Genomic DNA, 25,064 nt, shown 5'->3' with positions numbered 1-25,064 from the left:
CCGCCGCCGGTGGCCCCCGCCAGCCTGACTGTCGCATCAGAGGTTCCCCCATGCTCTCCCCCACCGGTATTCCCGACGCCATCCGGCTCGTCGTCGTCGGCGCTCACCTGACCGGGATGCCGCTCAACCACCAGCTTCTGGCGCTCGGAGCAGAGCTTGTCCGCGCCGACAAGACCGGGCCGCTCTATCGCCTCTACGATCTGCCGGACGCCGAGCCGCCGAAACCGGGACTCTTGCGCGTCGGCGAGAAGAACGGCCGGGCGATCGATGTCGAGGTCTGGTCTCTCGCCGCGGCGGCGTTTGGCGCGTTCGTGTCGCTCGTGCCCGCCCCCCTGACGATCGGCACGGTCGTTCTGTCCGGCGGGGACCGGGAAAAGGGCTTTCTGGTGGAGGCCGTCGCCGTCGACGGCGCCCGGGACATCTCCGGGTTTGGCGGTTGGCGAAGCTACCGCGGCGCCGCGACCGCCGACGCCTGAACCCGCTCCATCTCCTCCGGCAAGAGGCCAGCCGTCGCTTCGCCGAGCGTCGGTGCGACGCTGCCGACGGATTCACGGACGAGGCGCATGTGGTCGCGCATCAGGGCGGCGGCGCCTTCCTCGTCGCCGCGGACGATCGCCTCGACGATCCGCTCATGCTCGGCGAGCGATTCCGGCAGACGGCCAGTCCGCTCGAACTGCAGCTTGCGGAACGGGGCAACGCGATTGCGCACTGACAGCGTCATCTCGGCCAGGAAGGCGTTGTGGCCGGCATGGTAGATGGCGTCGTGGAAAAGAATATTCTGGGCGTAGTATTCCACCGCATCCCCTCGCTTCGCCGCCTCGCGGCAGGTTTCGTGAAGGGCTTCGAGCGCCAGCCGTTCGGCCGGGGTGATGTGGCGGGCGGCGTAGCGCGCACACAGCGCTTCCATCTCCGCCATGACGGTGAACATTTCGTTGAGCTTTTCCGGGGTGAAGCGAGGCACCACCGCGCCGCGATGGGGCCGGGCCTCGGCGAAGCCGATCGCCTCGAGCTGCCGGATCGCCTCGCGAACCGGCGTGCGCGACACCTGGAATCGCCGGGCGATCGACGCCTCGTCGAGCGGCACGCCGGGACCGAGGCTGCCGCGCACGATCTCGTCGGCGAGGCTGGCGCGCACCCGTTCGGTCTGCGTCGGTTTCTTCTGCGTCATGGTCATCGCCGTTTCGCTGCCCCCGACATGCGAGTTTATGCACCTCGCACGCGGCCAGCAAACCGCAGAAGGTTCGCTACCGTTCCGTCAGGTTTCGGAAAGCATATCATGGATTTGCGGGTTGCCGATTTGAACCGGTCGTGACCTGTCAGGTTGCTCCATGGGTGACGAATGTCGAAGGAGCGACCCCGCGATGGCCTCAAGCGGACGGGACAAGCTGAAGGGGACGAGCGGGGCCGACCGGATTTCCGGCAAGGGTGGCAACGATCTCATCTTCGGCTATGCGGGGGGCCAGAAAGACGCGGATACCGGCCTGATCACCGCTGAACGGGTCGCCACCGGGTTCGACGGCGCCGTCTTCGCCGGATGGGCGCCCGGCCGGCCGGACGAACTCTTCGTTGTCGGCAAGAATCAGGGTCAGATCCACATCCTCGACCCCGTGACCGGCGCGGCCGCGCTTTTCCTCGATATCCCCAACGGACAGCTGTCGACCACCGGCGAGCAGGGCCTGCTCGGCCTCGCCTTTCACCCCGACTATCAGATGAATGGCAGGCTCTACGTCCACCTCACCAACGCCGCTGGCGATATCGAGATCCGCGAATATCAGCGATCCGTCGGGAACCCCGACACCGCCGATCCGGCATCCGCCCGGACAATCCTGACGATCCCTCATCCGACCTTCGCGAACCACAATGGCGGTGCCCTCGCCTTCGGTCCGAAGGACGGTCACCTCTATATCGCCGTCGGCGACGGTGGGGGCGGCAATGACCCCGCCGGCAACGGCCAGAATACCGACGTCCTTCTCGGCAAGATCCTGCGCATCGACGTGGACGGAGACGCCTTTCCGGCCGATACGGGCCGCAACTACGCGATACCCGCGGACAATCCTTTTGCCGGCGGTGGCGGCGCGGCGGAGGTATGGGCCTATGGCCTCCGCAACCCGTGGCGGATCAGCTTCGACACGAATGGCGACCTCTATATCGCCGACGTCGGACAGGCGGCGCGCGAGGAAGTGGATTTCCAGGCCGCCGGCCACCTTGGCGGCAGCAACTATGGCTGGGACATGGCTGAGGGGACGCTCGGAACGGTCCCGTCAGGCGCCGTTCCGCCGATCTTCGAATACAGCCACGATCTCGGCCAGTCGATCACCGGCGGCCATGTCGTGCGGGGCGGCGAACCATCGGTCGAGGGAACCTATTTCCTGGCCGATTTCGGCAGCGGTCGCGTGTGGTCGCTGAAGGTAGTGGACGGGGTGGCGGTCGGCGTCACCGACAGGACGGGACAGATCGCGGGTCCCGACGCACCGCTGGAGCAGATTTCATCCTTCGGCATCGACGGCAATGGCACACTCTACGCGGTGAGCCTGAACGGCGACATCTTTCGCCTCGACATGGCGAAACATGCCGGCGACGTTGGCGACGTCCTGCGGGGCGGCGGCGGTAGCGACCGGGTCTATGGTGGACCGGGCGACGACCGTCTGTATGGCAACGCCGGAAAAGACAAGCTGAGCGGCGGCTTCGGCGACGACATCCTGAACGGCGGTCGCGGCGACGACCGCCTAAAGGCTGATCAGGGGCAGGACACTCTGAGCGGCGGCAAGGGCAACGACATTCTCAAGGGTGGCGCCGACGCCGATGCCTTTGTTTTCGACGCGAAGCTCAATGCGCGGCACAACGTCGATCGCGTCCGGGACTTCACGCCCGGCACCGACCAGATCGTCCTGGACCATGCGGTCTTCAAGAAGGTCGGCGCGGCCCTTGAGGCGGAGGAATTCCATATCGGCTCCTCGGCCCGGGACCGGGACGACCGAATCCTTTACGCCCGGAAGGACGGCGATCTCTTCTATGACGCCAACGGGAGCAAGGCCGGCGGCAAGGTCCATTTCGCCCGCCTCGACGCGGGTCTCGATCTCGACTCAGGCGATTTCATCGTCATCTGACCGGTCCGGATCATTTCACCGGAAAATCGAAATAGGTGTCGGGATGAGGCTCGTCGGCAAGCGTGAAATGCCACCACTCGTAGGGATAGGGCTTGAAGCCGTGCAGTTGCATGAGGCTTGTCAGCATCAGGCGATTGCCACGGGCCTCCGATGGCTGTTGCGGATCGTCGGGCCAGGAGCGCTCTGAAAAGAAATCGTAGCCGGTGCCCATATAGACTTCGACCCCGGCCGGCAGCGTTACCACGGTCAGATCGACGGTCGATCCTCGGGAATGACCGGATTTCGCGGCGATATAGCCCTTGTCGAACAACGCGTCCTTGTCGAGTTCGGGATAGAATTCCGGCTTCATCCGGATGTCGTCGACGTCTTCGGCCCAGCGGACGAAGGCGGCAACGGCCCGTTCCGGTCTGTAGCAGTCGAAGACCTTGAGCCCGAAGCCGTAAGGCTTCAGCGCGGCCTGTACGCGGGCCAGAGCCTCGGCCGCTAGCCGGGTCAGCAGGCAGGCCGGTGCTTCATAACCGTCGATGGGCCGGCCGACGAAGTTGAAATAGCCGGCGTAGCGGGCCTCGACGATGACGTCCGGGATCACGTCGACGATGTTGACGAAATCCGCCGGCCGGTCCTCGGCTCTCGCCGAGACGAGGGCTGTTGCGATGGCGATAACCATCAAGATCATGGTGCGCATGGGCCAATCTCATCGCATTCAGTCGGTCGGTACAACCCGTTTTCGTGTGGTTCTGCCCAGGAAACCGGCCAATCAAGCATTTGGAAAGCATGACCTGCCAATCTCCGTCCATCGCCCGTTTGTCCGGTCTCCGGCTCCGGCGTGACGGAGAGTTGACGCGCCATGTCCCTGCCCGCCGAGAGCAACCCCTATCCGGTCGACCCGGCGCCCGATGTCCGAGGCGACGCGAGCCGCGAGGGCTTGTCCGCGCCCGGTTCTGGCGAGCCGACGGATCGGACGCGGGGGAAGCGGGTCGCGGCCGGGTTTCTTGCGACGCTTGCCGGTCTTGTTGCGCTCTTCGCGCTCGCCATCGCCTATGTCGAACCGACGACGGTCCCGGTGGCTGTCCCGATCACCGTCATCCTGGCCGGCCTGTCCCTGTGGGGCGCGTCGCGTATCGACGCGATCCGCTATCGGGCACGGCTTGATGCCCTGAAGCGCGAGAAACGCGAGCTGGCGACGACGTTGGAGCGCATCGCCGACACCGCCTGGGAGCTACGTGAGAACGAAGAGCGTTACCGTGGCCTGATCGATGCGCAGGGCGACCTCGTCGCCCATCGCGACGCCGAGGGTCGGGTCACCTTCGTCAATCCCGCCTTCCTGACGATCTTCGGCCTGCGCGAGACGGATGTCCTCGGCAAGCCGCTGACCGTCGTGCCGATCGAAGAGGCGCATGACGCGGACCGCGGGGCCCCGGGCGATCTCGCGGCGCGCGACGTCAAGCTGATGACGCAGTCCGGGCCGCGCTGGTTCGCCTGGGTCGACATCCGGATTCGCGGCGACGACGGCATCCTCGGGCCGATGCATTCGGTTGCTCGCGACATCACCGCCCGCAAGGAGGTCGAACTCGCCCTGGTCGAATCGCGCGAGAAGGCGGAGGCGGCGAGCAAGGCGAAATCGCGCTTCCTCGCCACGGTCAGCCATGAGTTCCGGACGCCGCTGAACGGCATTCTCGGCCTGAATGAACTGCTGCTCGAAACGCGACTGACGCCGGTCCAGGAAACCTATGCCCAGGGCGTGCAATCCTCAGGTGAGGCCTTGCTCGGGCTGATCGACGACATGCTCGACTTTTCGCGGATCGAGGCGGAGCGCTTCGACCTGCGGCCGGAAGTCACGAACCTGGCCGGCCTGCTGCAGGCGATCGTCGAACTGCTGGCGGCGCGCGCCCATGCCCGTGGCATCGACATCGTCGCCGACATCGATCCCGACGTGCCGTCGCTGGTCTCGGTTGACGCAACCCGGCTGCGCCAGGTGCTGGTCAACCTCGTCGGCAACGGGGTGAAGTTCACCGAGCGGGGCGGCGTCTGTCTGGCTGCGGGGGTTGAGGCCGCCGGCGACGAGACGGCCACGGTGGTCTTCACCGTCACCGACACCGGGCCGGGTATCGATCCCGCCGACGCCGAGCGGCTGTTCAGCGAGTTCGAACAGGCGGATGCCGGGCCGAACCGGCGCCATGGCGGTGCCGGCCTTGGGCTCGCGATCAGCCGGCGGATCGTCCGGCGGATGGGGAGCGACGTCACGGTTGCGCCGCGTAGTGGCGGCGGCTCTGTCTTCCGCTTCGCGCTGGAGCTGCCGGTGGAGGCGCCGGCCCCGGGCGAGGAGACGAGCCTCGACGGTCGGCGCGTGCTGGTTGTGATGCCTCAGGGCGAGGAAGCGCCGGCGCTCGTGCGCGGCCTGGAACGGGCGGGATGCGAGGCGCGGGAGGTCACGACGCTCAACGCCGCGGCGGCACTGGTCGGCGCGGCGGTCGCGGCGGGACTGCCCTATGACGCGATCCTTCTCGACCGGCGGCTGGCCGGCGACGCAGCCGTCGCGCTGGCGCGCCTGCAGGAAGCGGCCGGTCAGGAGATCGGCGCGGCCATCCTGATCGAGCCCGGCGGGCGCGACGAGATTGACGGCCTGCGCGAGACCGGTTTTGACGCCTACCTCGTCCGCCCGATCCGCCGGTCGTCGCTGGTTCGCATCGTCGGCGAACTGGCTGTCTCGCCCGGTGCCTTCCACATGGATCCCGAGGACGTGCGCGTTCGCCAGCCGGAAACGCCGGGCCGGGCGTCGACCGGCCTCGACGTGTTGCTCGCCGAGGACAACGAGATCAGTGCGCTGCTCGCTCGCGCGGTGGTCGAGGGCATCGGGCATACGGTGACAATGGTGCGCGACGGCGAAGCCGCCGTGGCCGCCGTGCGCGATCGCGCGACGCCGTTCCCGCTGATCCTCATGGACCTGCACATGCCGGGGCTCGACGGGTTGGCGGCGGCTCGGGCGATCCGCGCTTGGGAAGCGGAATCCGGGGGGCCGCGATCCAGGCTTGTCGCGCTGACCGCGGACGTCGTGCCGGAGACCCAGGAAGCGGCGCGCGCCGCCGGGATCGATACGATTCTTGAGAAGCCGGTGTCGCCCGATACCCTGCGGCGGCTTTTAGCCGACTGACGGGGTTGCCGCGCGCCAACGAGACAACCGGGCGGGTTGTCACCAAAGCGTCCAAAATCTGTGGTTTTTGTCCAGCAGCGGGGGAGTGGGCCGTGATTCGGCCTATCGAGACAACGGCCATCAGACAGGTTAATATCACCAGAATCGTTCTTGCCGAGGTTACCCCCGACAGACGACGGTCCGGGGGCGGTGGGAACCATCCCGCAGGGAGACGACATGGTATACGTGCCCCTGATGCCACAGCGCCTGACCGGCGGCATGATGCGGATGGCATGGCGGCGTTTCGACCAATCGGCCGCTTCGCTGGGACGTATCGGCAGCCTCGAGGTGCGGCTCGCCCGTTCGTCCGAAGAGGTCAAGCAGGCGCAACGACTCCGCTATCGCGTCTTTTACGAGGAGATGTCGGCCGTTGCCAATGCGCGCGCCGCCTTCTTTGGCCGCGATGCCGATCCCTATGACAAGATCTGCGACCATCTTCTGGTCCTCGACCACGATGCCCCGGAGGGACCGGAGATCGTCGGGACGTACCGGCTGCTGCGGCAGGAGATCGCCGAACGGCGGAAGGGCTTCTATTCCTCGGGCGAGTTCCAGGTCGCGCCGCTGATCGACCGCCATGCCGGGCGATCCTTCCTCGAACTCGGGCGCTCCTGCGTTCTCAAGCCCTACCGGACGAAGCGGACGGTCGAACTGCTCTGGCACGGCATCTGGAGCTATGTCCGGCGCAACGACATCGACGTGATGATCGGGTGTGCGTCGCTTGAGGGAACCGACCCGCGCCGGCTGGCGCCGCTGCTCGGCTTCCTGCGCAGCTATGCGCCGACGCCGGAGGAGTGGCGCGTCAAGGCGCTCCCGGGGCGCGGGGTGCCGCTCGATGCGATGTCCGCCGAGCCGGTCAACGGCATCAAGGTGTTGCGCGAGCTGCCGCCGCTGATCAAGGGCTACCTGCGGCTCGGCGCCTATATCTGCGAGGAAGCGGTCGTCGACTGGCAGTTCGGCACCACCGACGTCTTCATCGTGCTGCCGCTCGAGCGGATCAACACCCGCTACATCAACTATTACGGCCCGGACGCCAGCCGCTACGCGGCCTAAAGCCGCTTCTGCATGAAGACGAGATCAAGCCAGCGGCCGAACTTGTAGCCGACCTCCGGCATCCGGCCGGTCTCGGTGAAACCGTGGCGGAGGTGGAGCGCGATCGACGGCGCGTTGTCCGCGGCGATCCCGGCGACCATGACATGCTTGCCAAGCGCGGTTGCCCGCTCGACGAGGGCGACAAGCAGCGCCGAGGCAATCCCCCGCCGCCGCGCGGCCTCCGCGACATAGATCGAATGCTCGACCGTGAAGCGATAGCCGTCGAAGGCGCGAAAGTCCCCGAACGACCCATAGCCGACAACCCGATCGGCATCGACGGCGACCAGCACCGGATAGTCCTGTCGGTGGCGTCCCTCAAGCCACGCCCGGCGATTGTCGAGATCGACGGGCGAGTCGTTCCACACCGCCGTCGTGTCGCGGACCGCATCGTTGTAGATGGCCAGGATCGCCGGCAGGTCGCCATCGCCGGCCGGGCGGATGATCGCGGTCATGGATCGCGCGAGCCGGTTGCCCAAGGCGAAGCCGCCTCACGGGGCGGGCACCAATGCAGCCGATGGTTCACTCGGGCGTGGCCAGCGGCTGGGCCGCCGGTGTCTCGACCTGGTCGCCGTCCTCGGGCAATCCACCCCCGAGGCTGCCGACGGTGGTCTTGAGGCCGCGTTCTTCCTCGGCGAATTCACCGACCCGGTCGGCGACGTCGCCCCAGCTTGGCGGCGGTGCGCCCCGGACCTTCTGCATCACCTCGCTGCCGAGATCGGCGAGCCGGTGCTGCAGACCGCCGTCCTCGGCAAGCCACAGCACCCCGGCAAGTCCGACCGCGACGATGGCGACAAGGGCGATGCGGCGCATGGCCTACATGCCGGGCTGCAGGCGCAGCCCGTCGTTGACCTCGTCGACGATCTTCATCAGGTCGGTCCATGACCGAACCATCTCCGAGCGGAGCGAGTCGAGATTCTCGACGCTGCCGAGGTCCGAGAGCGCCGTCTTCAGGGAACTCGCCATGTTGAGGGTGCTGGCGGCGGCGGCATAGACGCGGGCGTTTTCGCGCAGTGCATGGAAGAAGATATCGAGATTCTCGGACTGGTCGCCGAGCCGGGTCATCACGTCGGTATGGCGCTCCGAGAAATAGCCCCAGGCCGCGACGGCCGCTTCGAGGCTGTGGATTTCGGCGTCGTTGGCCTGGCGGGTCAGGCGAAGTTTCTCGATCTCCCCATGCGACAGGGTTTCGGCGCGGACATAGCCGTCGATCTCCTCGTTGCCCTGGCGGAGCGCGGCCAGCCGGCTGTTGGCGTCGGCGATGCGAAAGCCGATCTCCTGGCCGATGGCGTCGATGTCGGAGAGTTCGGCATAGCGCCGCTCGAAGACGTCGGGCGCGAGCCTGGCGATCGATTCGAACGACTTGGCGATCGTCGAGATCCGGCTGGCAACGTCGGCGATCTGCTCTTCGGTCACCGTCTCGGCGCCGTCCACCATCTCGCGAATCTGCCGGGTTGCCTCGATATTCGTCTCCAGCGCCGAAAGGATGTCGGGGATGCTGGGATCGGACTGGGTTGCCTCGATGCTGCCGCCGAGCGTTTCGCCAAGAAGCTTCAGCGCCTCGTCATGGGGCAGGCTTCCGGCCTTTTCCCGGACGATGCCGATATCCTCGTCGGCGGCCATCGCCGACGGGCCGAGTACCGGCGCCGACAACAGCATGACGGCGACCAGCGACGCGCGTGTCTTCCACATGACAGACCCTCCCACCCAGTTCTTGTTGCTCCAGAGTGCCTCGCAAGAGTGCCCCGGGAGTGTTGACACAATTATGGCGGACGGCGCGCGGTTATCAATCCGGCATTTCGGCCACCGGGAATTGGTGCCCTGCGGTGGAGGGGGCGCCGGGACGGGGCGCGGGTGATCCGGACGCCATTGCGGTGCGTATCGAGAGCACCACCTCGATGTCAGCCCGAAAGAGCAAGCCCATGATCTATGTCGTCGCCTATGGCGTATCCCTTCTCGCCTTCGCAGCGCTCGATGCCGTCTGGCTGAGCACGATGGGCGCCGCGCTCTACCGGGCGACGCTTGGCGATCTGCTGGCCGACAAGGTCCGCCTGATGCCGGCCATCATTTTCTATCTGGCTTATCCGGTCGGGATCGCCGTCTTCGCCGTCATGCCGGCGTTGCGGGCGGATAGCTTTTTCCCGGCGGTGGGCTATGGCCTTCTGTTCGGCGCGTTGGCCTACGCCACCTACGACCTGACCAATTTCGCCACGCTGCGCGTCTGGTCGGTGCAAATCACGGTCGTCGACATCGTCTATGGCGCAGCCGCCTCGGCGGTCACCGCGGTGCTTGCCTTCCTGGCGACCCGCGCCGTCTCCGGCTGGCTCGCCGGCGCTTCCTGAAGCGTCGACGCCCCCGCGGGGGCTATCGTGCCGGCTTCAGCCGGTAGTGGCTGACACCCCACTCGGTCCCGTCGCTATGTCCGAACAGGCCGCTGGTTGCCAGGAAGAAAAGCCGCCAGCGGCGTTCCCAGAGGCGCGCCTCGCGGCCGTAGGTTCCCCTGAGGATGGGGCGAATGGCCTCGATGTTCCGGTCGTAATTGGCGAGCCAGTCGTCGGCGGTGCGGCGGTAGTTTTCGCCCGACCAGCGCCATTCGTCGGTCACCGTGAAGCAGTCGGCAAATTCCCGGATCAGTCGTTGGCTCGGCATGATGCCGCCGGTGAAAAAGTGCCTGGCGATCCAGTCGTCGCGATCTTCGGTGCGGAACCTGTAGGATCCGTTTCGGTGGGTGAAGACGTGGATGAAGAGGCGCCCGTCGGAGACCAGTCCATCGCGCAGGCGCTCGAGCAGCGGTCGCCAGTTGGCCATGTGCTCGAACATTTCGACCGAGACAATGCGGTCGAACGGCTCTGCCGGCGTGAACACGTTCATGTCGGCGGTCACCACGTCGAGGTTGCGGAGGCCCTCCGCGTTGGCGATGCAGGTGATATGGGCGCGCTGCGACGCGGAGTTGGAAACGGCGGTGATCCGGGCGTTCGGGTAGCGTCGCGCCATCCACAAGCTGAGCGAACCCCAGCCGCAACCGAGTTCGAGAATGCGCTGCCCGTCGTGCAGGTCGGCATGGTCGGCGGTTGCCGCCAGCGCCGCCTCTTCCGCCTCGGCCAGTGTCGTTGCTCCGTCGTCATAGAGACAGCACGAATATTTCCGCTGCGGCCCCAGCGCCAGGTCGAAGAAGGCCGCCGGGATCTCGTAATGCTGCGCGTTGGCTGCATCGGTGTGGAGGGCGATCGGGTAGCTGCCCATGTCCTCGGCAAAGCGCCGATCGGCGTCAGGGCTCGTCGTGGACAACCGTTCACCGGTCCTGGAGACCAGACGGGCGATCGCCGTTCGGGTCATCGGGTCCGGCCAGGGGAATCGTTCACCGGCATAGGTGACGGCTTCGACGAGGCTCATGCGACAACTCCTGACTTGGTGCGCGGCGGCAGGGGAAAGAAGGCGCTGGTGCGCGCCTGGTAGGCGCGGAAGGCATCGCCGCGCCGCGCCAGCATGTGAGCTTCAAGCGGCGGGATGCCCGAGATGTGGACGAGAAGCCAGTACATGCAGGCCGGTCCGGCGAGCGCCAGCCAGCCCCACGGATAGGCGCCGCCGAGATCGATCGCCAGCAACGGATAGGCCAGCCAGCCAAACCACTCGAAGAAGTAATTCGGGTGGCGCGACCACCGCCACAGGCCAGTATCGCAGACGCGGCTGGTGTCTTCGGTGTTGCGGCGAAAACGGCGAAGCTGAGCGTCGGCAATCGCCTCGCCGGCGATGCCGATGACGAGGACCGCGGCGCCCAGTGCATCCTGCAGGCGCAGGCCGACGGGGTTCCATGCGGCGAGCACAATCGAAAGGGCGAGCGGGATGCTGACCAGCGCCTGTTTCTGGACCAGCCAGAACATCTGTCGTGGCGCATCGGTGCCCCATTCCCGGGCCAGTTGCGCATAGCGTGGATCGTCAGCGACGCCGGCCGAGCGTGAGGCGATGTGCAACCCGAGGCGCAGGGCCCAGGCGGCGACCAGCACGATCACCAGCCCCTGGCGGAGAGACGGTTCGCCGTAGAGCACGAAGGGGGCGAGGGCGCCGGCGATGCCGACCCCGCCGACGGCGAAGGACCAGATCGTGTCGACCCAGCCGGAATTGCCGGTGCGGCGCCAGATGAGCCATGAGCCCGCCATCGCCAGCGACAGGCCGGCGGCAACGAGGACAAGGGCGCTGAAGAATTGCGGTGTGGTCACGGCGCGGTCTCCGCTGGCGCGATCCGCAATTGCGAGCCGGCGGCCCGACCCTCAATGAAATCGGCGATGTCGCCGACCAGCGGCATGAACAGTCGCAGAGGAAAGGCGAGGGCGCCGATGATCGTCATGTGGCCGTGACCGCGATAGCGCCGAACCGTCGCAGGGCTCCCGACCGCTTCGAGACGCGGTGCGAGGCGGTCGCTGTTGGCCGGATCGACGATGCGGTCGCGGGTTCCCGTTGCGAGGAAAGTCGGTGGGGCACCTGCCGAGACATGCACGATCGGCTGCGTTTCGGGCCGATTGGCGCCGCCGAAGATAGTCTCCAGGGTCTTGTCGCGAAGCGGCAGGAAGTCATACGGGCCGGCGATGCCGATCAGCCCGGCAAATGTCTCGTTGGGGTGGAGGTCGACCGAGGCCAGCCAGCGAGCGTCGAGCGCCAGCATGGCGGCGATATAGGCGCCGGCCGAGTGGCCCATGACGAACAAACGGCGGGGGTCGCCACCAAACTCGGCGGCATGATCCCGCGTCCAACGGGTCGCCAGTGCCGCGTCTTCAAGGAAGCCGGGATAGCCGACCTCCGGATAGACCCGGTAGTCGGCGACGATCGCCACAAAGCCCTTTGCAGCAAGGGCGGACGCGACGAAGCGGTAGGTCTCCCTGGCGCCGTGCTGCCAACTGCCACCGTAGAAGAAGAGGACAACCGGCGCATTGCGGCTATTAGCCGGCGCGTGGACATCAAGCGACCGTCGCGCTCCGCTGGCATAGGGAATCGATCGCCCGATCGCTTTTCCGCGCGCCCGCGAGACCGGGTCCCGAGCGTGAGACAGGGTGGCTGCCGACAAGCTCATGTCCACGCTCAGATGCGCACGAGGGGCTGGATCAGGCGGCCGAGCCAGCTTTGCAGCGCGATGCCGCCCTGCAGGGCGACAAGACAGACACATGTGTCGCCGTCTTCGATCACCGGCTTGTGCTCGACGGATTCGTCCGCCTCATCGAAGTCGCCGGGGCCATACCGCCCGAGATCGTGGCGGAAGGCGCCTTCCAGCACGCAGGTCCATTCGATGCCGTTATGCCGATGGTGCGGCAATCGGGTTCCGGGCGCCGCCTTCAGCATGAGGACGCGCGTGTCGTCGACAGGCGACACGCCGACCGAGCGCCACTGGACGCCGCGGCCGATCCACCGCCAGGGCCCAAGCGGATGTCCGGCCAGCGGCGCCGGCAGCGATTTGTCGCCGATGGTCAGCGACGGCGCGCGGTCGTGCACCGGCGGCGCGACCGTTCCGATGGCCGCCAGCGCCCGTTCCAGCGCGTCGTCGCGCATGGCCGCAGGAGGGGTGCGATCGAGCAGCACACCGCCGACATGCTCGAAAGCGCGAACGTCGCCACGACAATGGGAGCAGAGCGAGACATGCGTGGCGACCACGAGGGCGCGCGCATCGTCGAGGGTTCCGGCGGCGAAGGCGGCGAGGGTCTCAAGGGTCGGGTGATGGGCAATGGTCATGACAGGTCACCGAGAAGGGTGCGAAGGCGTTTCATGGCGAGGCGGAGCCGCGACTTGACGGTACCGAGCGGCAGGTCGAGCAGGTCGGCGATCTCGCCGTGCGGCCGGCCTTCGAAGAAGGACAGCCGGACGACGCTGAGCTGGTCCTCGGACAGGTCTGTGATGGCCAGGCGGACACGCTGCTCGCGCTCGGCCGCGTCGAGCATGTCGTCCGGTTTGTCCGGCTCTCCGGGCTCGATCAGCTCGTAGATGTCCGGCAGTTGTTCGGCCCGCCGGTCGCGCCGGAAGCGGTCGATGCGGGCATTACGGGCGATCGCGAAGATCCAGGCGGAAGCGTTGGCGCGGGCGGGATCGTAGGACGCCGCCTTCCGCCAGATCGTCAGCATGGTCTCCTGGGCGAGGTCCTCGGCACGTTCGCCGCTTGTCCCGGTGCTCATCAGCCATGCCTTGATCCGCCCGGCATAGAGCTCGAACAGCGCGGCGAAGGCGGCCTTGTCCTCGTGTCGGGCGATGGCCACGATCAGGTCGGAAGGGTTCGGCCCCGGTTTCGGGGGTCTCTTACCCATGGCCGTCCTGCCGGGGGTGGTGCGCACGGGCGTGCGATGACGCCATCCCGGCTCCGTCCTCCAGTTTCCCGACCATTCGTCTGCGATTGCGAGCTGCATGAGTCCGGATACGCAGCGGGCCGGCATCTGGATCACTCACCGGTGATCCAAATCCATGCCCGAGCCGTAACGGTTGGAAACGAGACATCCGGCGCGCAGGGTTTTCTGCCGGCCGCCAAGCCAGGACCGCAAGCATGCTCGATACATCCATCCGGAAGAGGATCGCGGTCGTCGGCACCGGTATTTCGGGCATGGCCGCAGCCTGGCTCCTTTCCCAACGCCACGACGTCACGGTCTATGAGCGCGACCGTCGGCTCGGCGGGCATTCTAATACGGCGATCGTGCCGAGCGCCAATGGCGACGTGCCGGTCGATACCGGCTTCATCGTCTACAACGAGCGCACCTATCCCAACCTGACAGCGCTGTTCGCGTTCCTTGGCGTGCCGACCCGGGCATCCGAGATGTCATTCGCTGTGTCTCTCGACCGCGGTGGATTCGAATATGCCGGGAACAACGCCGCCGGTCTGCTTGCCCAGAAGCGAAACCTCGCCCGCCCGCGCTTCTGGGCGATGCTGCACGACCTTGTCCGCTTCTACCGGAACGCGCCGAACGATCTTCCAGCGCTCGCCGCGTCCGGCATTTCCCTCGGCGCCTACCTCGACAACGAGGGATATGGGACCGCTTTCCGTCGCGACCATCTCTATCCGATGGCGGGCGCCATCTGGTCGACGCCGAGCGAAGCGATCGCAGCCTTCCCGGCCGCGGCCTTCGTCCGCTTTTTCGACAACCACGGGCTCCTGAGCTTTCGCGACCGCCCGCAATGGCGCACGGTCGCGGGCGGCAGCCGGACCTATGTCAAGAAACTGACGGCCAGCTATGCCGACCGGGTGCGGCTTGGGGCCGGCGTGGTCGCCATCCATCGCGGCGAAGACAGCGTCCGTATCCGGGACTGTACCGGCGCGACGCAAACTTTCGACGACGTGGTGATCGCCGCCCATGCCGACCAGGCGCTCGCCATGCTGGCAGAGCCGACGCCGGCGGAACGACGTGTCCTCGGCGCCTTCCGCTACAGCGAGAACACCGCCGTCCTCCACTCCGATCCGACGCTGATGCCGAAGCGTCGGGCCGCCTGGGCGAGCTGGAACCATCTGGGCGGCGGGCCTGAAGGGCTGCCGACAGTCACCTATTGGATGAACGCACTGCAGGGGATTCCCGGACCGGAGCCGTATTTCGTCACCCTCAACCCCGACGAAGCGCCGCGTTCGGCCTGGCGGACCGAGACCTATGAGCACCCGGTAATGGACGCATCGGCGATCGCGGCTCAGGATCGGCTCTGGTCCCTGCAGGGCGACCGCAACACCTGGTTCTGCGGTGCCTATTTCGGCGCCGGCTTCCACGAGGATGGCCTGCAGGCGGGCCTTGCCGTGGCCGAGGCGCTCGGTGGCGCTCGCCGTCCGTGGCGGGTGGCCAACGAGTCCGGCCGGATCAAGGTCGACCACGCGGCACGCGAGACGCAACGGGTCGCGGCATGATCGCGCGTTCGGCCCTCTACGTCGGTTCGGTCATTCATCGCCGGCTGCGACCGCGCCCGCATCGCTTGCGCTATCGCGTCTTCTGGATGCTGCTCGACCTCGATGAGATCGAGGGCCTGGCGGCTCGCCTCCGGCTCTTTTCCAGCAATCGGTTCAACCTCGTCAGTTTCCACGATCGCGACCATGGCGACGGCAGTGGTCGCCCGCTACGCGCCGAGATCACCGCAAAGCTCGCCGAAGCCGGCATCGCCTTCGACGGAGGTCGGCTGATGCTGTTCTGCATGCCGCGCGTCTTCGGTTATGGCTTCAATCCGCTCAGCGTCTGGTTCTGCCATCGGCGCGACGGCACGCTCGCCGCGATCCTCTATGACGTCCACAACACCTTTGGGGAACGCCACACCTACGTGAAAGCGGTCGCCGCCGGTGACGAAGCGGTCGTGCACCAGCAGGCCGAAAAGGTGTTCCACGTTTCGCCGTTCCTCGGCATGGACATGCGCTACGCCTTTCGCGTCGCGCCGCCCGAAGAACGGGTTTCGGTCGCGATTCGGGGAGAGGATCGCGACGGCCCCCTGATCGTCGCGTCGCTGGCGGGCGATCGGGTCGACCTGACCGACCGTGCGCTGTTATGGCAACTCGCGGTCCACCCACTGCTCACGCTCAAGGTGATCGTGGCGATCCACTGGCATGCCCTGCGCATGATCCTCAAGGGGTTCCGGGTCTATCCCAACCCATCGCGACGCAAGCCGTCCTCCACCCTCACTCCCGCAGAATAGTCTCATGACCCTTCGCACCACATCCGCCGACGTCGCCACGGGCGAGTCACTGACACCCGGGCTCCTGCGCCTTCTCGGCAAGGCAATACCAGTACCGCGAAGCGGATGTCTGCGGCTGACGCTGCCGAATGGCGCGCTGATCGAGCGGGTTGGCGCCGCGCCCGGCCGGACCGTCGCCATGAGCTTCCAACGCTGGCGCGGGTTGTGGCGCATCCTTCTGAATGGCGAGCGCGGTTTTGCCGACGGCTATCTCGGCGGCGAATGGACAACCGGCGACCTGCCGGGTCTCCTTGATTTCTTTGTCGAGAACGAAAACGCATTCGGTGCGAGCGCCCGCACCACGCGGCTGACCACGCTCCGCCATCGCCTCCAGCACGTGAGGCGGTCGAACACGCGCCGTGGCAGCCGGAGAAACATCGCGGCCCACTACGATCTCGGCAACGCGTTCTACGAAAAGTGGCTCGACGGCCGGATGAATTACTCGTCGGCCCTCTATGAGGGCGGATCGACGCTTGAGGCGGCCCAGGGCGCGAAGCTCGATCGCATCGTCGACCTGCTCGATCTTTCCGGTTCCGAATCGATCCTGGAGATCGGCTGCGGCTGGGGCGCTTTGGCGGAACGGCTGGTCGGACAGAGCTCGGCATTCGTCGGCGTCACCCTGTCGAAGGAGCAGCTTGCCTATGCCCGCGATCGTCTTGCCGGGCATCCCGAAGGCAACCATGCGGACCTTCGCCTTGAGGATTACCGGGACATCGACGGTCGCTTCGACCGGATTGCCTCGATCGAGATGCTCGAGGCGGTTGGCGAGCGCTATTGGCCGGTCTATTTCGGCAGGCTCCGGCAGTTGCTGAAGCCGGGCGGCACCGCGGTGCTGCAGGTCATCACCATCTCCGAAGACCGGTTCGAGCAGTATCGCAGCCACCCGGATTTCATCCAGCGACACGTCTTTCCCGGCGGCATGCTCCCGACGATCTCAAGGGTCGAAGCCGAAGCCAGCCGCGCCGGGCTTGTCCTGGATACCCGCCAGGGCTTTGGCGACAGCTATGCGCTGACGCTGGCGGACTGGCGACGTCGGTTCGAGGCGGCATGGGACGATATAAGGCCGCTGGGCTTCGATGACCGCTTCCGCCGCCTCTGGGCGTATTACCTGTCCTATTGCGAGGCGGGATTCCGACACGGCCTGATCGACGTCAGCCTTTTCCGCTTTCGCGCCTAGCACCGGCCGCTTCACGGCCCGCCCACGGCGAGTTGACGGAAGCCGCCGTTGCGGGCAAATGACGCCATGACCATATCTGCAACACTATCCGGGCGTGGCTCATGATCGGCTTCATCGCGCGCTTCATTGGACTCTGGCTGATCGCCGGTGCGCTGGTCGCGCTGGTCGTCGACGGGACCAAGACGATCGCGGCTTCGACGCTGACCGTGACTCCGCTCGGAACGGCCTGGTTTTCGATCAGCCCGTCGAGCCTGATGGCGGCGCAGGGCTTCATCCAGCAGACCGTCGAAGCCTATGTCGGGCACTGGCTTTGGGATCCGCTGATCCAGTGGATCCTGATGCTGCCGACCTGGCTGGTGCTCGGCCTGTTCGGCGCCTGGCTGCTTTATGTCGGCCGCAAGCGGCGGATGCGGGCGGCGTTCGCGGCCTGACGTCGGACCGGGCGAACACCTCGAAAAGGAGATGGTCATGGGTATTCTCGATGTCTTCAGCCGGAAATCCGAAATGCCGACCGCCGAAACGGCGCTCGCCGGGCGCGCCGAGCCGATCCCGACCGCGGAGACCCACTTCGTCAACGGTCAGGCGCTGAAGGGTCCCTATCCCGCCGGACTGGAAACGGCGGTATTCGGCCTTGGCTGCTTCTGGGGCGCCGAACGGGTGTTCTGGCAGACGCCGGGGGTCTACGTCACCGCGGTCGGCTACGCCGGCGGCCAGACGCCCAACCCGACCTACAACGAGGTCTGCAGCGGCCGTACCGGCCACAACGAGGTGGTCTTCGTCGTCTTCGATCCGAAGACGGTGAGCTATGCCGAGCTTCTGCGGGTCTTCTTCGAGGCGCATGACCCGACGCAGGGGATGCGCCAGGGCAATGACGTCGGCACCCAGTACCGGTCCGGGATCTACGTGACCGACGCCGCGCAACGCAAAGAGGCCGAAGCGGCGAAGGCAAGCTATGGCGAGAAACTCGCCGAGCGTGGCTACGGCGCCATCACGACCGAGATCGTCGACATGCCGCCCTTCTACTTCGCCGAGGACTATCACCAGCAGTATCTGGCGAAGAATCCCAACGGCTATTGCGGCCTTGGCGGCACCGGTGTCGCCTGTCCGGTCGGGACCGCTGTTTCCGCGGCCTGAAGCGACTGAAGTCGGTGCGCCGCCTCCCGGGCGGCGCGCCAGGCTATCGGCGGTAGACGGTCAGTTCAGGACCGGGCGCGCCGTCGGCAGCGGGATATTGACCTCGGCGCCCGCACCGACGGCGGCCTCCGCCCCTGCGGCCGACCCACGGCCCGGCGCGTCGAGCACCGTCCGGCAGGCGCTGGGCAATCCGGCCAGCGTCATCGGCGGCTTCGGCTTCTCCGGCTTGGTCGGCTTGCCGGGCCTGGCATATGGCACCGAACTCAGCCACCAGGAGAGATTCGCCCCGCACCCGTCGCCCTTCTCCGTCGGTTCCTGCGACTTGCACCCGGACATGCCGGGCGGGCAGGAGAGGCGGACATGCAGGTGGTCGTCATGCAGGTACCAGGGGCGTATCTTCTGGAGCCACGCGCGATCGGAACCGGCGGTATCGCAAAGCTGCTTCTTGACGCCGGCATTGACGAAGATGCGCTCGACCTCCGGATAGCTGGCGGCGCGCTTGATCAAGCGGCTGTGAGCGGCGGTCCATTTGGACCGGTCGAGGGTCACGTTGGTGCCCTTCTTGATGTAGGAGGTCGCCTGGATCGTCTCGCGTTCCTGCGGCGTGAGCGTCCTGTCGGGCATCGGATCGAACCAGATATCGACATCGAGGCCGATCTGGTGGCTGGAATGGCCGAAGGGCATCGGGCCGCCGCGCGGTTGCGACAGGTCGCCAACCAAGAGACCCGGCCATCCGTCATTCTGGCGCGCGTCGACGGCAAGCCGCTGGATATAGGCGACGAGGTTCGGCAGGCCCCAGTAGCGATTGCGCGAGGGGCGCATGACCTGCCACGCCGGCCCGTCGCTGGGCAGCGCAACGGTGCCGGAAGCGCAGCCCCGGCTGTAGAAGCCGATGGCGTCGGGCTGAAGCTCCGCCGGTCCGGCGACACGGCCGAAGAGCTCCTTCGCCGGGGCCGAATCCTGCGCCGTTGCGCCAAGACCGGTCAGGCAGAAGCTCATGGCCAGTCCGGCGATCATCGTCCTGCGCATCGGGCGCTCCCTCCATCATATCCGGGCGCCATGGTTCGCTGGTCGCGGTCAAGGAACGGTTAACCAGCGGAGCGACGCACCCTGTCGATTATCGCGGGGACTGTGGCCCCTGCATGGCCGCGACAGCCTTTCGTCTTGGGCGGAGCAGTGAGCGGTGGCAGAATGGCTTCATGCGCGTCATGTCCATCTCCCGGCCGGGCGAACGCCTGCAACTGATCGAGCGCCCGATTCCGGCGCCGGGACCGAATCAGCTGTTGATCCGGGTGCGGGCGTGCGGGGTCTGCCGGACCGATCTGCACGTCGTCGACGGCGAGTTGCCGCAGTGCGACTACCCGATCGTCCCGGGCCACGAGATCGTCGGGGAAGTCGCCAAGCTTGGCCCCGGGGCGTCCGGCTTCGGCATTGGCGAGCGCGTCGGCGTGCCGTGGTTGGCTGCGACCTGCCGGCACTGCCGCTTCTGCCTGTCCGGCGAGGAGAATCTCTGCGACAAGGCGCGGTTCACCGGCTGCCACGTCGATGGCGGCTATCAGGAATACACGCTCGCCGACTATCGCTACTGCTTCCGGCTGCCGAGCGGCTATGACGACGTGGAGGCGACACCGCTGCTCTGCGCCGGGCTCATCGGCCACCGCGCACATCGCATGGCGGGCGCGGCCGAGCGGCTGGGACTTTATGGCTTCGGCGCGGCCGCTCATATCCCGGCGCAGGTCGCCCGCTTCCAGGGGCAGAGGATCTTCGCCTTCACCCGTGCCGGGGATCGCGCCGCCCAGACCTTTGCTCGCGAACTGGGCGCCGAATGGGCCGGCGACTCCGACGAGAGGCCGCCGGAACCGCTTGATGCGGCCATTCTGTTCGCGCCGGTCGGCTCGCTGATCCCGCTCGCACTGCGGGCCGTCCGCAAGGGGGGGCGGGTAATTACTGCCGGAATTCACATGAGCGAGATCCCGGCTTTTCCCTATTCGCTGCTTTGGGGCGAGCGGATGGTACGGTCGGTCGCCAATCTGACGCGCGCGGACGGCGAAGATTTCATGCGAATCGCCGACGAGATACCGATCCGTACCACTGTGACACCCATGCCGCTCGACATGGCCAACGAGGCGCTCGATCAGCTTCGCAGCGGCGACATCCAGGGCGCGGCCGTGCTGGTCCCGTGAGGACGAAGGTGACCGGAGGAGAAAGACAATGATCACCGAAATCAGGAATCTGCCGGGCCGGGTGCTCGGCTTCTCCCTCGAGGGGACGGTCGCGGCGGAGGACTATCGCGAGGTGCTGATCCCGACCACCGAGGCGGCGCTGAAGGAAGGACACAAGCTGCGGCTGCTGATCGTCGCCGGCCCGGACTTCAAAGGCTATGCACCCGGCGCGATGTGGGACGACACGGCCTTCGGATTCCGCCATTTCTTCGACTTCGAGCGCGTCGCCTTCGTTTGCGACAACGAGGCCTATACGGCGGCGGTCCGCACCGTTGGCCTGCTGATGCCGGCGATGGTGCGGGTCTTCGCGGTCAAGGATACCGACGAGGCGACGGCCTGGCTGGCGGAGTAGGTCGCCACACCACCGCCCCCTTTTGGCGACGAAGAATCCGCAAGCCTGTCATCATGCCGACGCCGGCCCTCGCTAGCGTTTCAGAATGCACGGGACTTGAGGAGGGTACTATGTTCACACCGATCGATGACCTGCCCGACGGCGCCATCGGCTTTCTAGCCAGCGGGCGGATCAGCCGCAGCGACCGCGATACCGTTCTGGAGCCGCGGATCGAAACCGCCATCGAACGCAGCGGCCACGTCAAGCTGCTCTACATTGTCGGTTCGGATTTCGCCGGCTATGAGCCCAATTCGCTGCTCGACGACGCAGTCTTCGGCACGCGCCATTTCCGCGATTTCGAGCGGATCGCCTTCATCGCCGAGGACGGCCCCTACCGCCGCGCCGCGGGCGCGATGGACGGGCTGATGCCGGCCTCGCTGAAGATGTTCCCGGTCCACGAGATCGAGGCGGCCAAGGCCTGGCTCTCGGCCGCCTGAATGGCCTAGAAACGCCCGCCGGTCCTGAAGCCGCCGCTGCTCCGGCGTGGCGCGGAGGGACGCGACGGGCGGCTGATCGACCGGCCCGAGCTGCTCGGGAAGCGCAATCCGCCGCCGAAACTGCCGCTGCTGCGCGGCGGTTTCCGGATGCTGAAGCCCTTGCCGAGGGCGTCGTTGAGATTCTTCGACGACATCGCCCCGTTGAGAACGCTGGTGATGATGCTGCCGATCAACGCGCCATTGGCGAACTGGCCGCGCGGGTTGTTGTATCCCGAGCGATGGAAGGTCTCACGGGAGGTTTCCAGCTCGGCCCGCTTGCGGGCGAGTTCGACCGCCGCCTTGCGAACCTCCTCCGCCTCCGCCTCGCGACGGGCGAGCTTCGGCTCGATCTCCCGCAGCATCCTGACGATCTTCTCGTCTTCCGGCGTCGGCGTCGCCATCGCTTCCTTGTAGAGGGTCGACAGATCCTCGCGGGCGATGGCCGTGGCGAGGCCATCGATCGCCGAGGTCAGTGTCGGGTCCCTGACGCCGTCGAGCATCGTCGCCTGGCGCTCGTCGAGAGTGGCGAGTTTGGCCTCGATCTCCTCGACCGCGGCGTCAGCCTTGTCATGGGCTTCGGTCGCCGCCGCAACCTCCGATTCGAGCGCGACGATCCCGTCGGCTTCGAGCTCCTGGCGCTCGTAGGCCTCGGCCCGGGCATGGGCGTCAACCGCCGCCTGTTCGAGCCGGGTCGCATGATCACGCAGACGCAGCGGGATCTCGTTCAGCATGTAGTAGTTCGGCCGCGCCGTGTCGTAGCCGACCAGCTTCGCCACCTTGGCGTCGAAGAAGCGGGCGATCGGCCCGGCCTGGTAGTCCGACGTGCCGTAGCCGCGCGACCACAGATACGAGAAAAGCGGGTCCTGGTCGTAGGGCTTGCGCTTCTCGTCGCGGTCGGTTTCGGCCTGGCTCGCCTTTTCGGCCGCCGCCGCCGCCTTGGCCTCCGCCTCGGTGACGAGGGTGGTCTGTTCCTGCCAGCCACCGTCGGTGGTCAGCCGGGTCTGCGTTGCCTCGGCCTGCGCCTCGACCGCGTCGACGGCGTCTTCGAGCCGGTCGGCCGCGGCTTCGCGGGTCTTCTCGGTCGCCGCCATCGCGGTAACCAGCCTGGCCCGTTCGCTGGCGATCTCGCCGAGCGCCGTCTTGCGCTTCTCGAGCGCGTCGAGCGCCGCCCGTTCGGCCGAATCGAGGCGGCCGACGACTTCGTCGCGGGCGAGCGCGTCGAGCTTGAGGCGGGCCAGAGCCCGAAAGGCCTCCGCCTGCTGGGCGCGAATCCGCGCCGAATCCTCGGTCGCCGAGGTCAGCATCGTCGTCAGCCGGTCCTCGTCGCGGCGAACGCCGAGGATCGCCTGGTCGATCGAGGAGAGGGCCTTGCTTGCCGAGATCATGCCGTCACCATGACGTAATCGCGCCGTCGTCGACGTCCATCAGGTAGTCGACCGCCAGCGTGCCGCGCCGTTTTTCCCCGAGGACGTTGTCCTGGACGATGCCGTCCGCGGACTTGTCGTCGCGAACCGCATTATAGGTCGCCTCGGGAACCCGGACGCCCCACATGGTCACCGTTTCGATCTGGCCGTTTTCCTCGTTGATCACCGGCACCGCCAGCGCCTCGCCGGTATCGGTCAGCGCCTCGACGATGAGGTAGTAGTTCCTGGCGTCCTCGTTGACATCGGGAATGCGGAAGACGCCGGTATCCTCGCCCTGGCGCGAGACGATGGTCAGCGTGTAGGCCCGCAGGATTGCTGCGCGCAGGGCCTCGAGATCGGCGACCGCGGCGCGCATGGCGTCGCCATCCTGCGCGGAGATCGCGGCTTCGCCATCGGCCATCGCGGTCTCGACGGCGGCCTTGGCGTCCGCGGCGGTCGCGGCGGCAAGCGCTGCATCGCCGGCCTCCCGGACCTCTGCCGGCAGCGTCACCGTCAGCTCGATACGCTGTTCCTCGGCCAGACGGGCGGCTTCGTTGCCTTGCCAGATCTGCCATCCGACCACGGCGACCAGCACGACGAGCAGGATGCCGAGGACGGTACCGACGGCCTTTCGACGGATCCACATCCGGGCGAGGAAGGTGTTCAGCCCCGGCCGCGGCGGGGTGTAGGTGAAGCGGCTTTCCTTGAGCGCCGCGATCCCCTGGTCAAGAATCCGGTCGGTGACCTCGAGGCCCTGGCTCTCGTAGATCTGGCGCAGACGCGTCCGCAAGGCGGAATCGCGCGCCTCCTGCCCGAGTTCGCGCTCGACCAGCCTGTCCTGGTGACGGAGCGTGTCGACCACGTCCATCGCCAGCATGACATCGTCGAGCTGCGGCGCCGGCGCGTCGGCCGGCGGCGCGGCGGTGTCAGCCATGCCCTGCCATCAGGTTGTCGCCGGCGACGGCGTTGGCATCGGTGGCGAGCTGGGCCATGCGGCGCTTGCCATCCTCGACGGCGTCGCGGATTTCCTCGGAATTCTTGGTCGCCAGGGTGCGCATCTCGTTGATGATCGCGTGCGAGCGATCCTGGAAATTGACCACCGAATCGACCAGCTTCTTGACCGCGTCGGCGCGGATGGTCGGGCCGTAGCCCGCCTTCAGCGCCTCTTCCTGAACCTTGCCGCCGATCTCGGCCAGCACCTCGATCGACTGGGAAACGCCTTCCTTCATGCGGTTCAGCGTCTCGGTCGATTCATGCAGGCCGAACATCCCGGTGAAGGATGCCTGCAGTGCGGTCAGCACCGACTCGTTGGTGGTGAAGAAGGACACCGCCTGCTGGTAGACCCGCTCCTTGGCGTTGGTCGTCTGGTTGAGGCGGGCCATGACGACTTCGGAGGTGTTGTAGCCGATGGTCAGGTTGTCGGCGAGATCCTTGGCGATCTGGTAGCGGCCGTCCTCCGACTGCATCTCGCGCAGCCGCTCGTCGCGGATCAGTTCGAGCCGGGCCCGTTCGGCCAGGTCGTCGCCATCGTAATTCTTGACCGCCGCCGAGGCCGTCTCCAGCGCGGCTTTCGCCTCGGCAAGCTTGGCGTCGGCGATCTTGAGGACTTCGAGAGCGCTGACCTCCGCCTGCTTCAGGGCGCCGCGGAAGTCCATATAGGCTTCGAGGATGATATGCTCGCGGTCGATGTTGTTCTTCGTGTCCTTCGACACGGTCAGGTAGGTGTCGTGGATCTTGTCGAAGCGGGCTGCGATGTCGCCGCGCGAGACCTTCATCCAGACGTTGGTCGCCCGTTCGAAGATGTCGATCTTGCCGTCTTCCAGCTGATCGACCATGCCCTTGGCATCGTCGCGGATCGAATTGAACGCCTCGGTGATCTCTTCGTAGCGTTCGCCGACCGACATCGCCGAGATTTGCTCGCGGACGACTTCGTTGAACAGCGACATCTGGCTCATCGTCCGTGCGATCACGGCGATCTTGTCAGGCTCGAGCTCGGTGATCTTTTCGAGAAGCCCGATGATCGGCGTCTCTTCCGGCGGTGTCTCCTTGACGAGACCAAGGTCCCGCAGGCTTCCCATCGCCTGATCGAGATATTGCATCGGCGATTTGATCGTGACTTCGGTCATTCGTCGCACCCCTCGTCGGTTCAAGCCCTCTAGATATGGCTTTATCGCCGATTTTTCAAAAGACTTCCGTTCGGGGTGCAATGGA

Annotated in this window: 27 protein-coding genes; 13 read left to right on the top strand and 14 right to left on the bottom strand. The window is 66.6% G+C overall.

The window, feature by feature from the left end:
* Nucleotides 1-50 precede the first annotated feature (50 nt).
* Nucleotides 51-476 carry an allophanate hydrolase-related protein gene (locus BLT60_RS07685; RefSeq protein ID WP_090875845.1) on the top strand — a complete coding sequence of 142 codons (426 nt, stop codon included), beginning with the start codon at nt 51-53 and terminating at the stop codon, nt 474-476.
* On the opposite strand, the gene BLT60_RS07680 is transcribed toward BLT60_RS07685, so the two are convergent.
* Entirely contained in the window at nt 446-1,168 is a 723-nt protein-coding gene (locus BLT60_RS07680; protein WP_244521183.1) for a GntR family transcriptional regulator, read from the bottom strand. The genes BLT60_RS07685 and BLT60_RS07680 overlap by 31 nt on opposite strands.
* Nucleotides 1,169-1,361: 193 nt before the next feature.
* Here BLT60_RS07680 and BLT60_RS07675 point away from each other — a divergent pair, with 193 nt between their 5' ends.
* On the top strand, nt 1,362-3,107 hold the full coding sequence (locus BLT60_RS07675) for a PQQ-dependent sugar dehydrogenase (RefSeq protein WP_175478338.1): 1,746 nt from the start codon (nt 1,362-1,364) through the stop codon (nt 3,105-3,107).
* Nucleotides 3,108-3,117: 10 nt separating this feature from the next.
* Here the strand turns inward: BLT60_RS07675 and BLT60_RS07670 are convergent, their stop codons facing one another.
* Complete coding sequence (locus BLT60_RS07670) at nt 3,118-3,792, bottom strand: M15 family metallopeptidase (RefSeq protein ID WP_090875842.1); 675 nt, start codon at nt 3,790-3,792, stop codon at nt 3,118-3,120.
* A 162-nt stretch (nt 3,793-3,954) separates the two neighbouring features.
* Here BLT60_RS07670 and BLT60_RS07665 point away from each other — a divergent pair, with 162 nt between their 5' ends.
* Nucleotides 3,955-6,258, top strand: coding sequence for an ATP-binding protein (locus BLT60_RS07665; protein WP_090875841.1), 2,304 nt, complete (start codon nt 3,955-3,957; stop codon nt 6,256-6,258).
* Between the two features lie 258 nt (nt 6,259-6,516).
* Nucleotides 6,517-7,347 (top strand): l-ornithine N(alpha)-acyltransferase, encoded by an 831-nt coding sequence (gene olsB, locus BLT60_RS07660; RefSeq protein ID WP_425284986.1) that lies wholly within the window; start codon nt 6,517-6,519, stop codon nt 7,345-7,347.
* Here the strand turns inward: olsB and BLT60_RS07655 are convergent.
* The 3 genes from BLT60_RS07655 to BLT60_RS07645 all read right to left on the bottom strand — a co-directional run bounded on the left by BLT60_RS07655 (nt 7,344) and on the right by BLT60_RS07645 (nt 9,075).
* Entirely contained in the window at nt 7,344-7,838 is a 495-nt protein-coding gene (locus BLT60_RS07655) for a GNAT family N-acetyltransferase (RefSeq protein ID WP_139167779.1), read from the bottom strand. The genes olsB and BLT60_RS07655 overlap by 4 nt on opposite strands.
* 67 nt (nt 7,839-7,905) lie before the next feature.
* Entirely contained in the window at nt 7,906-8,196 is a 291-nt protein-coding gene (locus BLT60_RS07650; protein ID WP_090875840.1) for a hypothetical protein, read from the bottom strand.
* A 3-nt stretch (nt 8,197-8,199) separates the two neighbouring features.
* Nucleotides 8,200-9,075, bottom strand: coding sequence for a hypothetical protein (locus BLT60_RS07645; RefSeq protein ID WP_090875839.1), 876 nt, complete (start codon nt 9,073-9,075; stop codon nt 8,200-8,202).
* A gap of 230 nt (nt 9,076-9,305) precedes the next feature.
* Between BLT60_RS07645 and BLT60_RS07640 the strand changes: the two genes are divergently transcribed.
* Nucleotides 9,306-9,725: a DUF2177 family protein gene (locus BLT60_RS07640; RefSeq protein WP_090876313.1), complete on the top strand. Its 420-nt coding sequence runs from the start codon at nt 9,306-9,308 to the stop codon at nt 9,723-9,725.
* Between the two features lie 22 nt (nt 9,726-9,747).
* On the opposite strand, the gene BLT60_RS07635 is transcribed toward BLT60_RS07640, so the two are convergent.
* Genes BLT60_RS07635 through BLT60_RS07615 form a run of 5 tightly spaced genes read right to left on the bottom strand, consistent with a single transcriptional unit; the run spans nt 9,748 to nt 13,667 of the window.
* Nucleotides 9,748-10,776, bottom strand: a complete 1,029-nt coding sequence (locus BLT60_RS07635; protein WP_090875838.1) for an SAM-dependent methyltransferase — start codon at nt 10,774-10,776, stop codon at nt 9,748-9,750.
* On the bottom strand, nt 10,773-11,600 hold the full coding sequence (locus tag BLT60_RS07630) for a DUF1295 domain-containing protein (protein ID WP_090875837.1): 828 nt from the start codon (nt 11,598-11,600) through the stop codon (nt 10,773-10,775). The genes BLT60_RS07635 and BLT60_RS07630 overlap by 4 nt, the downstream gene beginning before the upstream one ends.
* The gene (locus BLT60_RS07625) at nt 11,597-12,448 is read right to left on the bottom strand and encodes an alpha/beta hydrolase (RefSeq protein WP_175478337.1); all 852 of its coding nucleotides are present in this window, start codon (nt 12,446-12,448) and stop codon (nt 11,597-11,599) included. Before BLT60_RS07625 ends, BLT60_RS07630 begins: the two co-directional genes overlap by 4 nt.
* An 8-nt stretch (nt 12,449-12,456) precedes the next feature.
* Nucleotides 12,457-13,101: a ChrR family anti-sigma-E factor gene (locus tag BLT60_RS07620; RefSeq protein ID WP_090875835.1), complete on the bottom strand. Its 645-nt coding sequence runs from the start codon at nt 13,099-13,101 to the stop codon at nt 12,457-12,459.
* Nucleotides 13,098-13,667, bottom strand: coding sequence for a sigma-70 family RNA polymerase sigma factor (locus BLT60_RS07615; RefSeq protein WP_175478336.1), 570 nt, complete (start codon nt 13,665-13,667; stop codon nt 13,098-13,100). Before BLT60_RS07615 ends, BLT60_RS07620 begins: the two co-directional genes overlap by 4 nt.
* 233 nt (nt 13,668-13,900) lie before the next feature.
* Between BLT60_RS07615 and BLT60_RS07610 the strand changes: the two genes are divergently transcribed.
* The 5 genes from BLT60_RS07610 to msrA all read left to right on the top strand — a co-directional run bounded on the left by BLT60_RS07610 (nt 13,901) and on the right by msrA (nt 18,361).
* A complete protein-coding gene (locus tag BLT60_RS07610; RefSeq protein ID WP_090875834.1) occupies nt 13,901-15,238 on the top strand; it encodes an NAD(P)/FAD-dependent oxidoreductase in 1,338 nt (445 codons plus the stop codon).
* On the top strand, nt 15,235-16,011 hold the full coding sequence (locus BLT60_RS07605; protein ID WP_090875833.1) for a DUF1365 domain-containing protein: 777 nt from the start codon (nt 15,235-15,237) through the stop codon (nt 16,009-16,011). Before BLT60_RS07610 ends, BLT60_RS07605 begins: the two co-directional genes overlap by 4 nt.
* 4 nt (nt 16,012-16,015) lie before the next feature.
* Nucleotides 16,016-17,227, top strand: a complete 1,212-nt coding sequence (locus tag BLT60_RS07600; protein ID WP_090875832.1) for an SAM-dependent methyltransferase — start codon at nt 16,016-16,018, stop codon at nt 17,225-17,227.
* A 101-nt stretch (nt 17,228-17,328) separates the two neighbouring features.
* A complete protein-coding gene (locus BLT60_RS07595; RefSeq protein ID WP_210185565.1) occupies nt 17,329-17,658 on the top strand; it encodes a hypothetical protein in 330 nt (109 codons plus the stop codon).
* 37 nt (nt 17,659-17,695) lie between these two features.
* Nucleotides 17,696-18,361 carry a peptide-methionine (S)-S-oxide reductase MsrA gene (msrA, locus tag BLT60_RS07590; RefSeq protein WP_090876310.1) on the top strand — a complete coding sequence of 222 codons (666 nt, stop codon included), beginning with the start codon at nt 17,696-17,698 and terminating at the stop codon, nt 18,359-18,361.
* Between the two features lie 60 nt (nt 18,362-18,421).
* Here msrA and mepA read toward each other — a convergent pair whose 3' ends face one another.
* Nucleotides 18,422-19,390, bottom strand: coding sequence for a penicillin-insensitive murein endopeptidase (gene mepA / locus BLT60_RS07585; RefSeq protein WP_090875831.1), 969 nt, complete (start codon nt 19,388-19,390; stop codon nt 18,422-18,424).
* A gap of 170 nt (nt 19,391-19,560) precedes the next feature.
* Between mepA and BLT60_RS07580 the strand changes: the two genes are divergently transcribed.
* The 3 genes from BLT60_RS07580 to BLT60_RS07570 all read left to right on the top strand — a co-directional run bounded on the left by BLT60_RS07580 (nt 19,561) and on the right by BLT60_RS07570 (nt 21,411).
* A complete protein-coding gene (locus BLT60_RS07580) occupies nt 19,561-20,544 on the top strand; it encodes a zinc-dependent alcohol dehydrogenase family protein (protein ID WP_090876309.1) in 984 nt (327 codons plus the stop codon).
* 28 nt (nt 20,545-20,572) lie between these two features.
* Complete coding sequence (locus BLT60_RS07575; RefSeq protein ID WP_090875830.1) at nt 20,573-20,935, top strand: SpoIIAA family protein; 363 nt, start codon at nt 20,573-20,575, stop codon at nt 20,933-20,935.
* 110 nt (nt 20,936-21,045) lie between these two features.
* Nucleotides 21,046-21,411 carry a SpoIIAA family protein gene (locus tag BLT60_RS07570; RefSeq protein ID WP_175478335.1) on the top strand — a complete coding sequence of 122 codons (366 nt, stop codon included), beginning with the start codon at nt 21,046-21,048 and terminating at the stop codon, nt 21,409-21,411.
* Between the two features lie 5 nt (nt 21,412-21,416).
* Here the strand turns inward: BLT60_RS07570 and BLT60_RS07565 are convergent, their stop codons facing one another.
* From BLT60_RS07565 to BLT60_RS07555, 3 genes are read right to left on the bottom strand one after another with little or no spacing between them, the layout of a single operon-like run.
* Nucleotides 21,417-22,835 (bottom strand): coiled-coil domain-containing protein, encoded by a 1,419-nt coding sequence (locus BLT60_RS07565; protein WP_090875828.1) that lies wholly within the window; start codon nt 22,833-22,835, stop codon nt 21,417-21,419.
* 4 nt (nt 22,836-22,839) lie between these two features.
* Nucleotides 22,840-23,787 carry a DUF6384 family protein gene (locus BLT60_RS07560; protein WP_090875827.1) on the bottom strand — a complete coding sequence of 316 codons (948 nt, stop codon included), beginning with the start codon at nt 23,785-23,787 and terminating at the stop codon, nt 22,840-22,842.
* On the bottom strand, nt 23,780-24,979 hold the full coding sequence (locus BLT60_RS07555) for a cell surface protein (RefSeq protein WP_090875826.1): 1,200 nt from the start codon (nt 24,977-24,979) through the stop codon (nt 23,780-23,782). The genes BLT60_RS07560 and BLT60_RS07555 overlap by 8 nt, the downstream gene beginning before the upstream one ends.
* Between the last annotated feature and the right edge of the window lie 85 nt (nt 24,980-25,064).

Source organism: Bauldia litoralis, assembly GCF_900104485.1.
Taxonomy (GTDB): Bacteria; Pseudomonadota; Alphaproteobacteria; order Rhizobiales; family Kaistiaceae; genus Bauldia; species Bauldia litoralis.
Note: the sequence above shows the minus strand (reverse complement) of the source record. Positions and strands in the feature narration are given on the sequence as shown.

Excerpts from the sequence above, each read along its gene's own strand:
- BLT60_RS07615 (WP_175478336.1), bottom strand. The coding sequence starts at position 13,667 with ATGGGTAAGAGACCCCCGAAACCGGGGCCGAACCCTTCCGACCTGATC.
- BLT60_RS07600 (WP_090875832.1), top strand. The coding sequence starts at position 16,016 with ATGACCCTTCGCACCACATCCGCCGACGTCGCCACGGGCGAGTCACTG.
- BLT60_RS07675 (WP_175478338.1), top strand. The coding sequence starts at position 1,362 with ATGGCCTCAAGCGGACGGGACAAGCTGAAGGGGACGAGCGGGGCCGAC.
- BLT60_RS07565 (WP_090875828.1), bottom strand. The coding sequence starts at position 22,835 with ATGATCTCGGCAAGCAAGGCCCTCTCCTCGATCGACCAGGCGATCCTC.
- BLT60_RS07610 (WP_090875834.1), top strand. The coding sequence starts at position 13,901 with ATGCTCGATACATCCATCCGGAAGAGGATCGCGGTCGTCGGCACCGGT.
- msrA (WP_090876310.1), top strand. The coding sequence starts at position 17,696 with ATGGGTATTCTCGATGTCTTCAGCCGGAAATCCGAAATGCCGACCGCC.
- BLT60_RS07595 (WP_210185565.1), top strand. The coding sequence starts at position 17,329 with ATGATCGGCTTCATCGCGCGCTTCATTGGACTCTGGCTGATCGCCGGT.
- BLT60_RS07680 (WP_244521183.1), bottom strand. The coding sequence starts at position 1,168 with ATGACGCAGAAGAAACCGACGCAGACCGAACGGGTGCGCGCCAGCCTC.
- BLT60_RS07605 (WP_090875833.1), top strand. The coding sequence starts at position 15,235 with ATGATCGCGCGTTCGGCCCTCTACGTCGGTTCGGTCATTCATCGCCGG.
- olsB (WP_425284986.1), top strand. The coding sequence starts at position 6,517 with ATGATGCGGATGGCATGGCGGCGTTTCGACCAATCGGCCGCTTCGCTG.
- BLT60_RS07625 (WP_175478337.1), bottom strand. The coding sequence starts at position 12,448 with ATGAGCTTGTCGGCAGCCACCCTGTCTCACGCTCGGGACCCGGTCTCG.
- BLT60_RS07655 (WP_139167779.1), bottom strand. The coding sequence starts at position 7,838 with ATGACCGCGATCATCCGCCCGGCCGGCGATGGCGACCTGCCGGCGATC.
- BLT60_RS07620 (WP_090875835.1), bottom strand. The coding sequence starts at position 13,101 with ATGACCATTGCCCATCACCCGACCCTTGAGACCCTCGCCGCCTTCGCC.
- BLT60_RS07685 (WP_090875845.1), top strand. The coding sequence starts at position 51 with ATGCTCTCCCCCACCGGTATTCCCGACGCCATCCGGCTCGTCGTCGTC.
- BLT60_RS07560 (WP_090875827.1), bottom strand. The coding sequence starts at position 23,787 with ATGGCTGACACCGCCGCGCCGCCGGCCGACGCGCCGGCGCCGCAGCTC.
- mepA (WP_090875831.1), bottom strand. The coding sequence starts at position 19,390 with ATGCGCAGGACGATGATCGCCGGACTGGCCATGAGCTTCTGCCTGACC.
- BLT60_RS07670 (WP_090875842.1), bottom strand. The coding sequence starts at position 3,792 with ATGCGCACCATGATCTTGATGGTTATCGCCATCGCAACAGCCCTCGTC.
- BLT60_RS07650 (WP_090875840.1), bottom strand. The coding sequence starts at position 8,196 with ATGCGCCGCATCGCCCTTGTCGCCATCGTCGCGGTCGGACTTGCCGGG.
- BLT60_RS07570 (WP_175478335.1), top strand. The coding sequence starts at position 21,046 with ATGTTCACACCGATCGATGACCTGCCCGACGGCGCCATCGGCTTTCTA.
- BLT60_RS07555 (WP_090875826.1), bottom strand. The coding sequence starts at position 24,979 with ATGACCGAAGTCACGATCAAATCGCCGATGCAATATCTCGATCAGGCG.
- BLT60_RS07580 (WP_090876309.1), top strand. The coding sequence starts at position 19,561 with ATGCGCGTCATGTCCATCTCCCGGCCGGGCGAACGCCTGCAACTGATC.
- BLT60_RS07645 (WP_090875839.1), bottom strand. The coding sequence starts at position 9,075 with ATGTGGAAGACACGCGCGTCGCTGGTCGCCGTCATGCTGTTGTCGGCG.
- BLT60_RS07575 (WP_090875830.1), top strand. The coding sequence starts at position 20,573 with ATGATCACCGAAATCAGGAATCTGCCGGGCCGGGTGCTCGGCTTCTCC.
- BLT60_RS07635 (WP_090875838.1), bottom strand. The coding sequence starts at position 10,776 with ATGAGCCTCGTCGAAGCCGTCACCTATGCCGGTGAACGATTCCCCTGG.
- BLT60_RS07665 (WP_090875841.1), top strand. The coding sequence starts at position 3,955 with ATGTCCCTGCCCGCCGAGAGCAACCCCTATCCGGTCGACCCGGCGCCC.
- BLT60_RS07640 (WP_090876313.1), top strand. The coding sequence starts at position 9,306 with ATGATCTATGTCGTCGCCTATGGCGTATCCCTTCTCGCCTTCGCAGCG.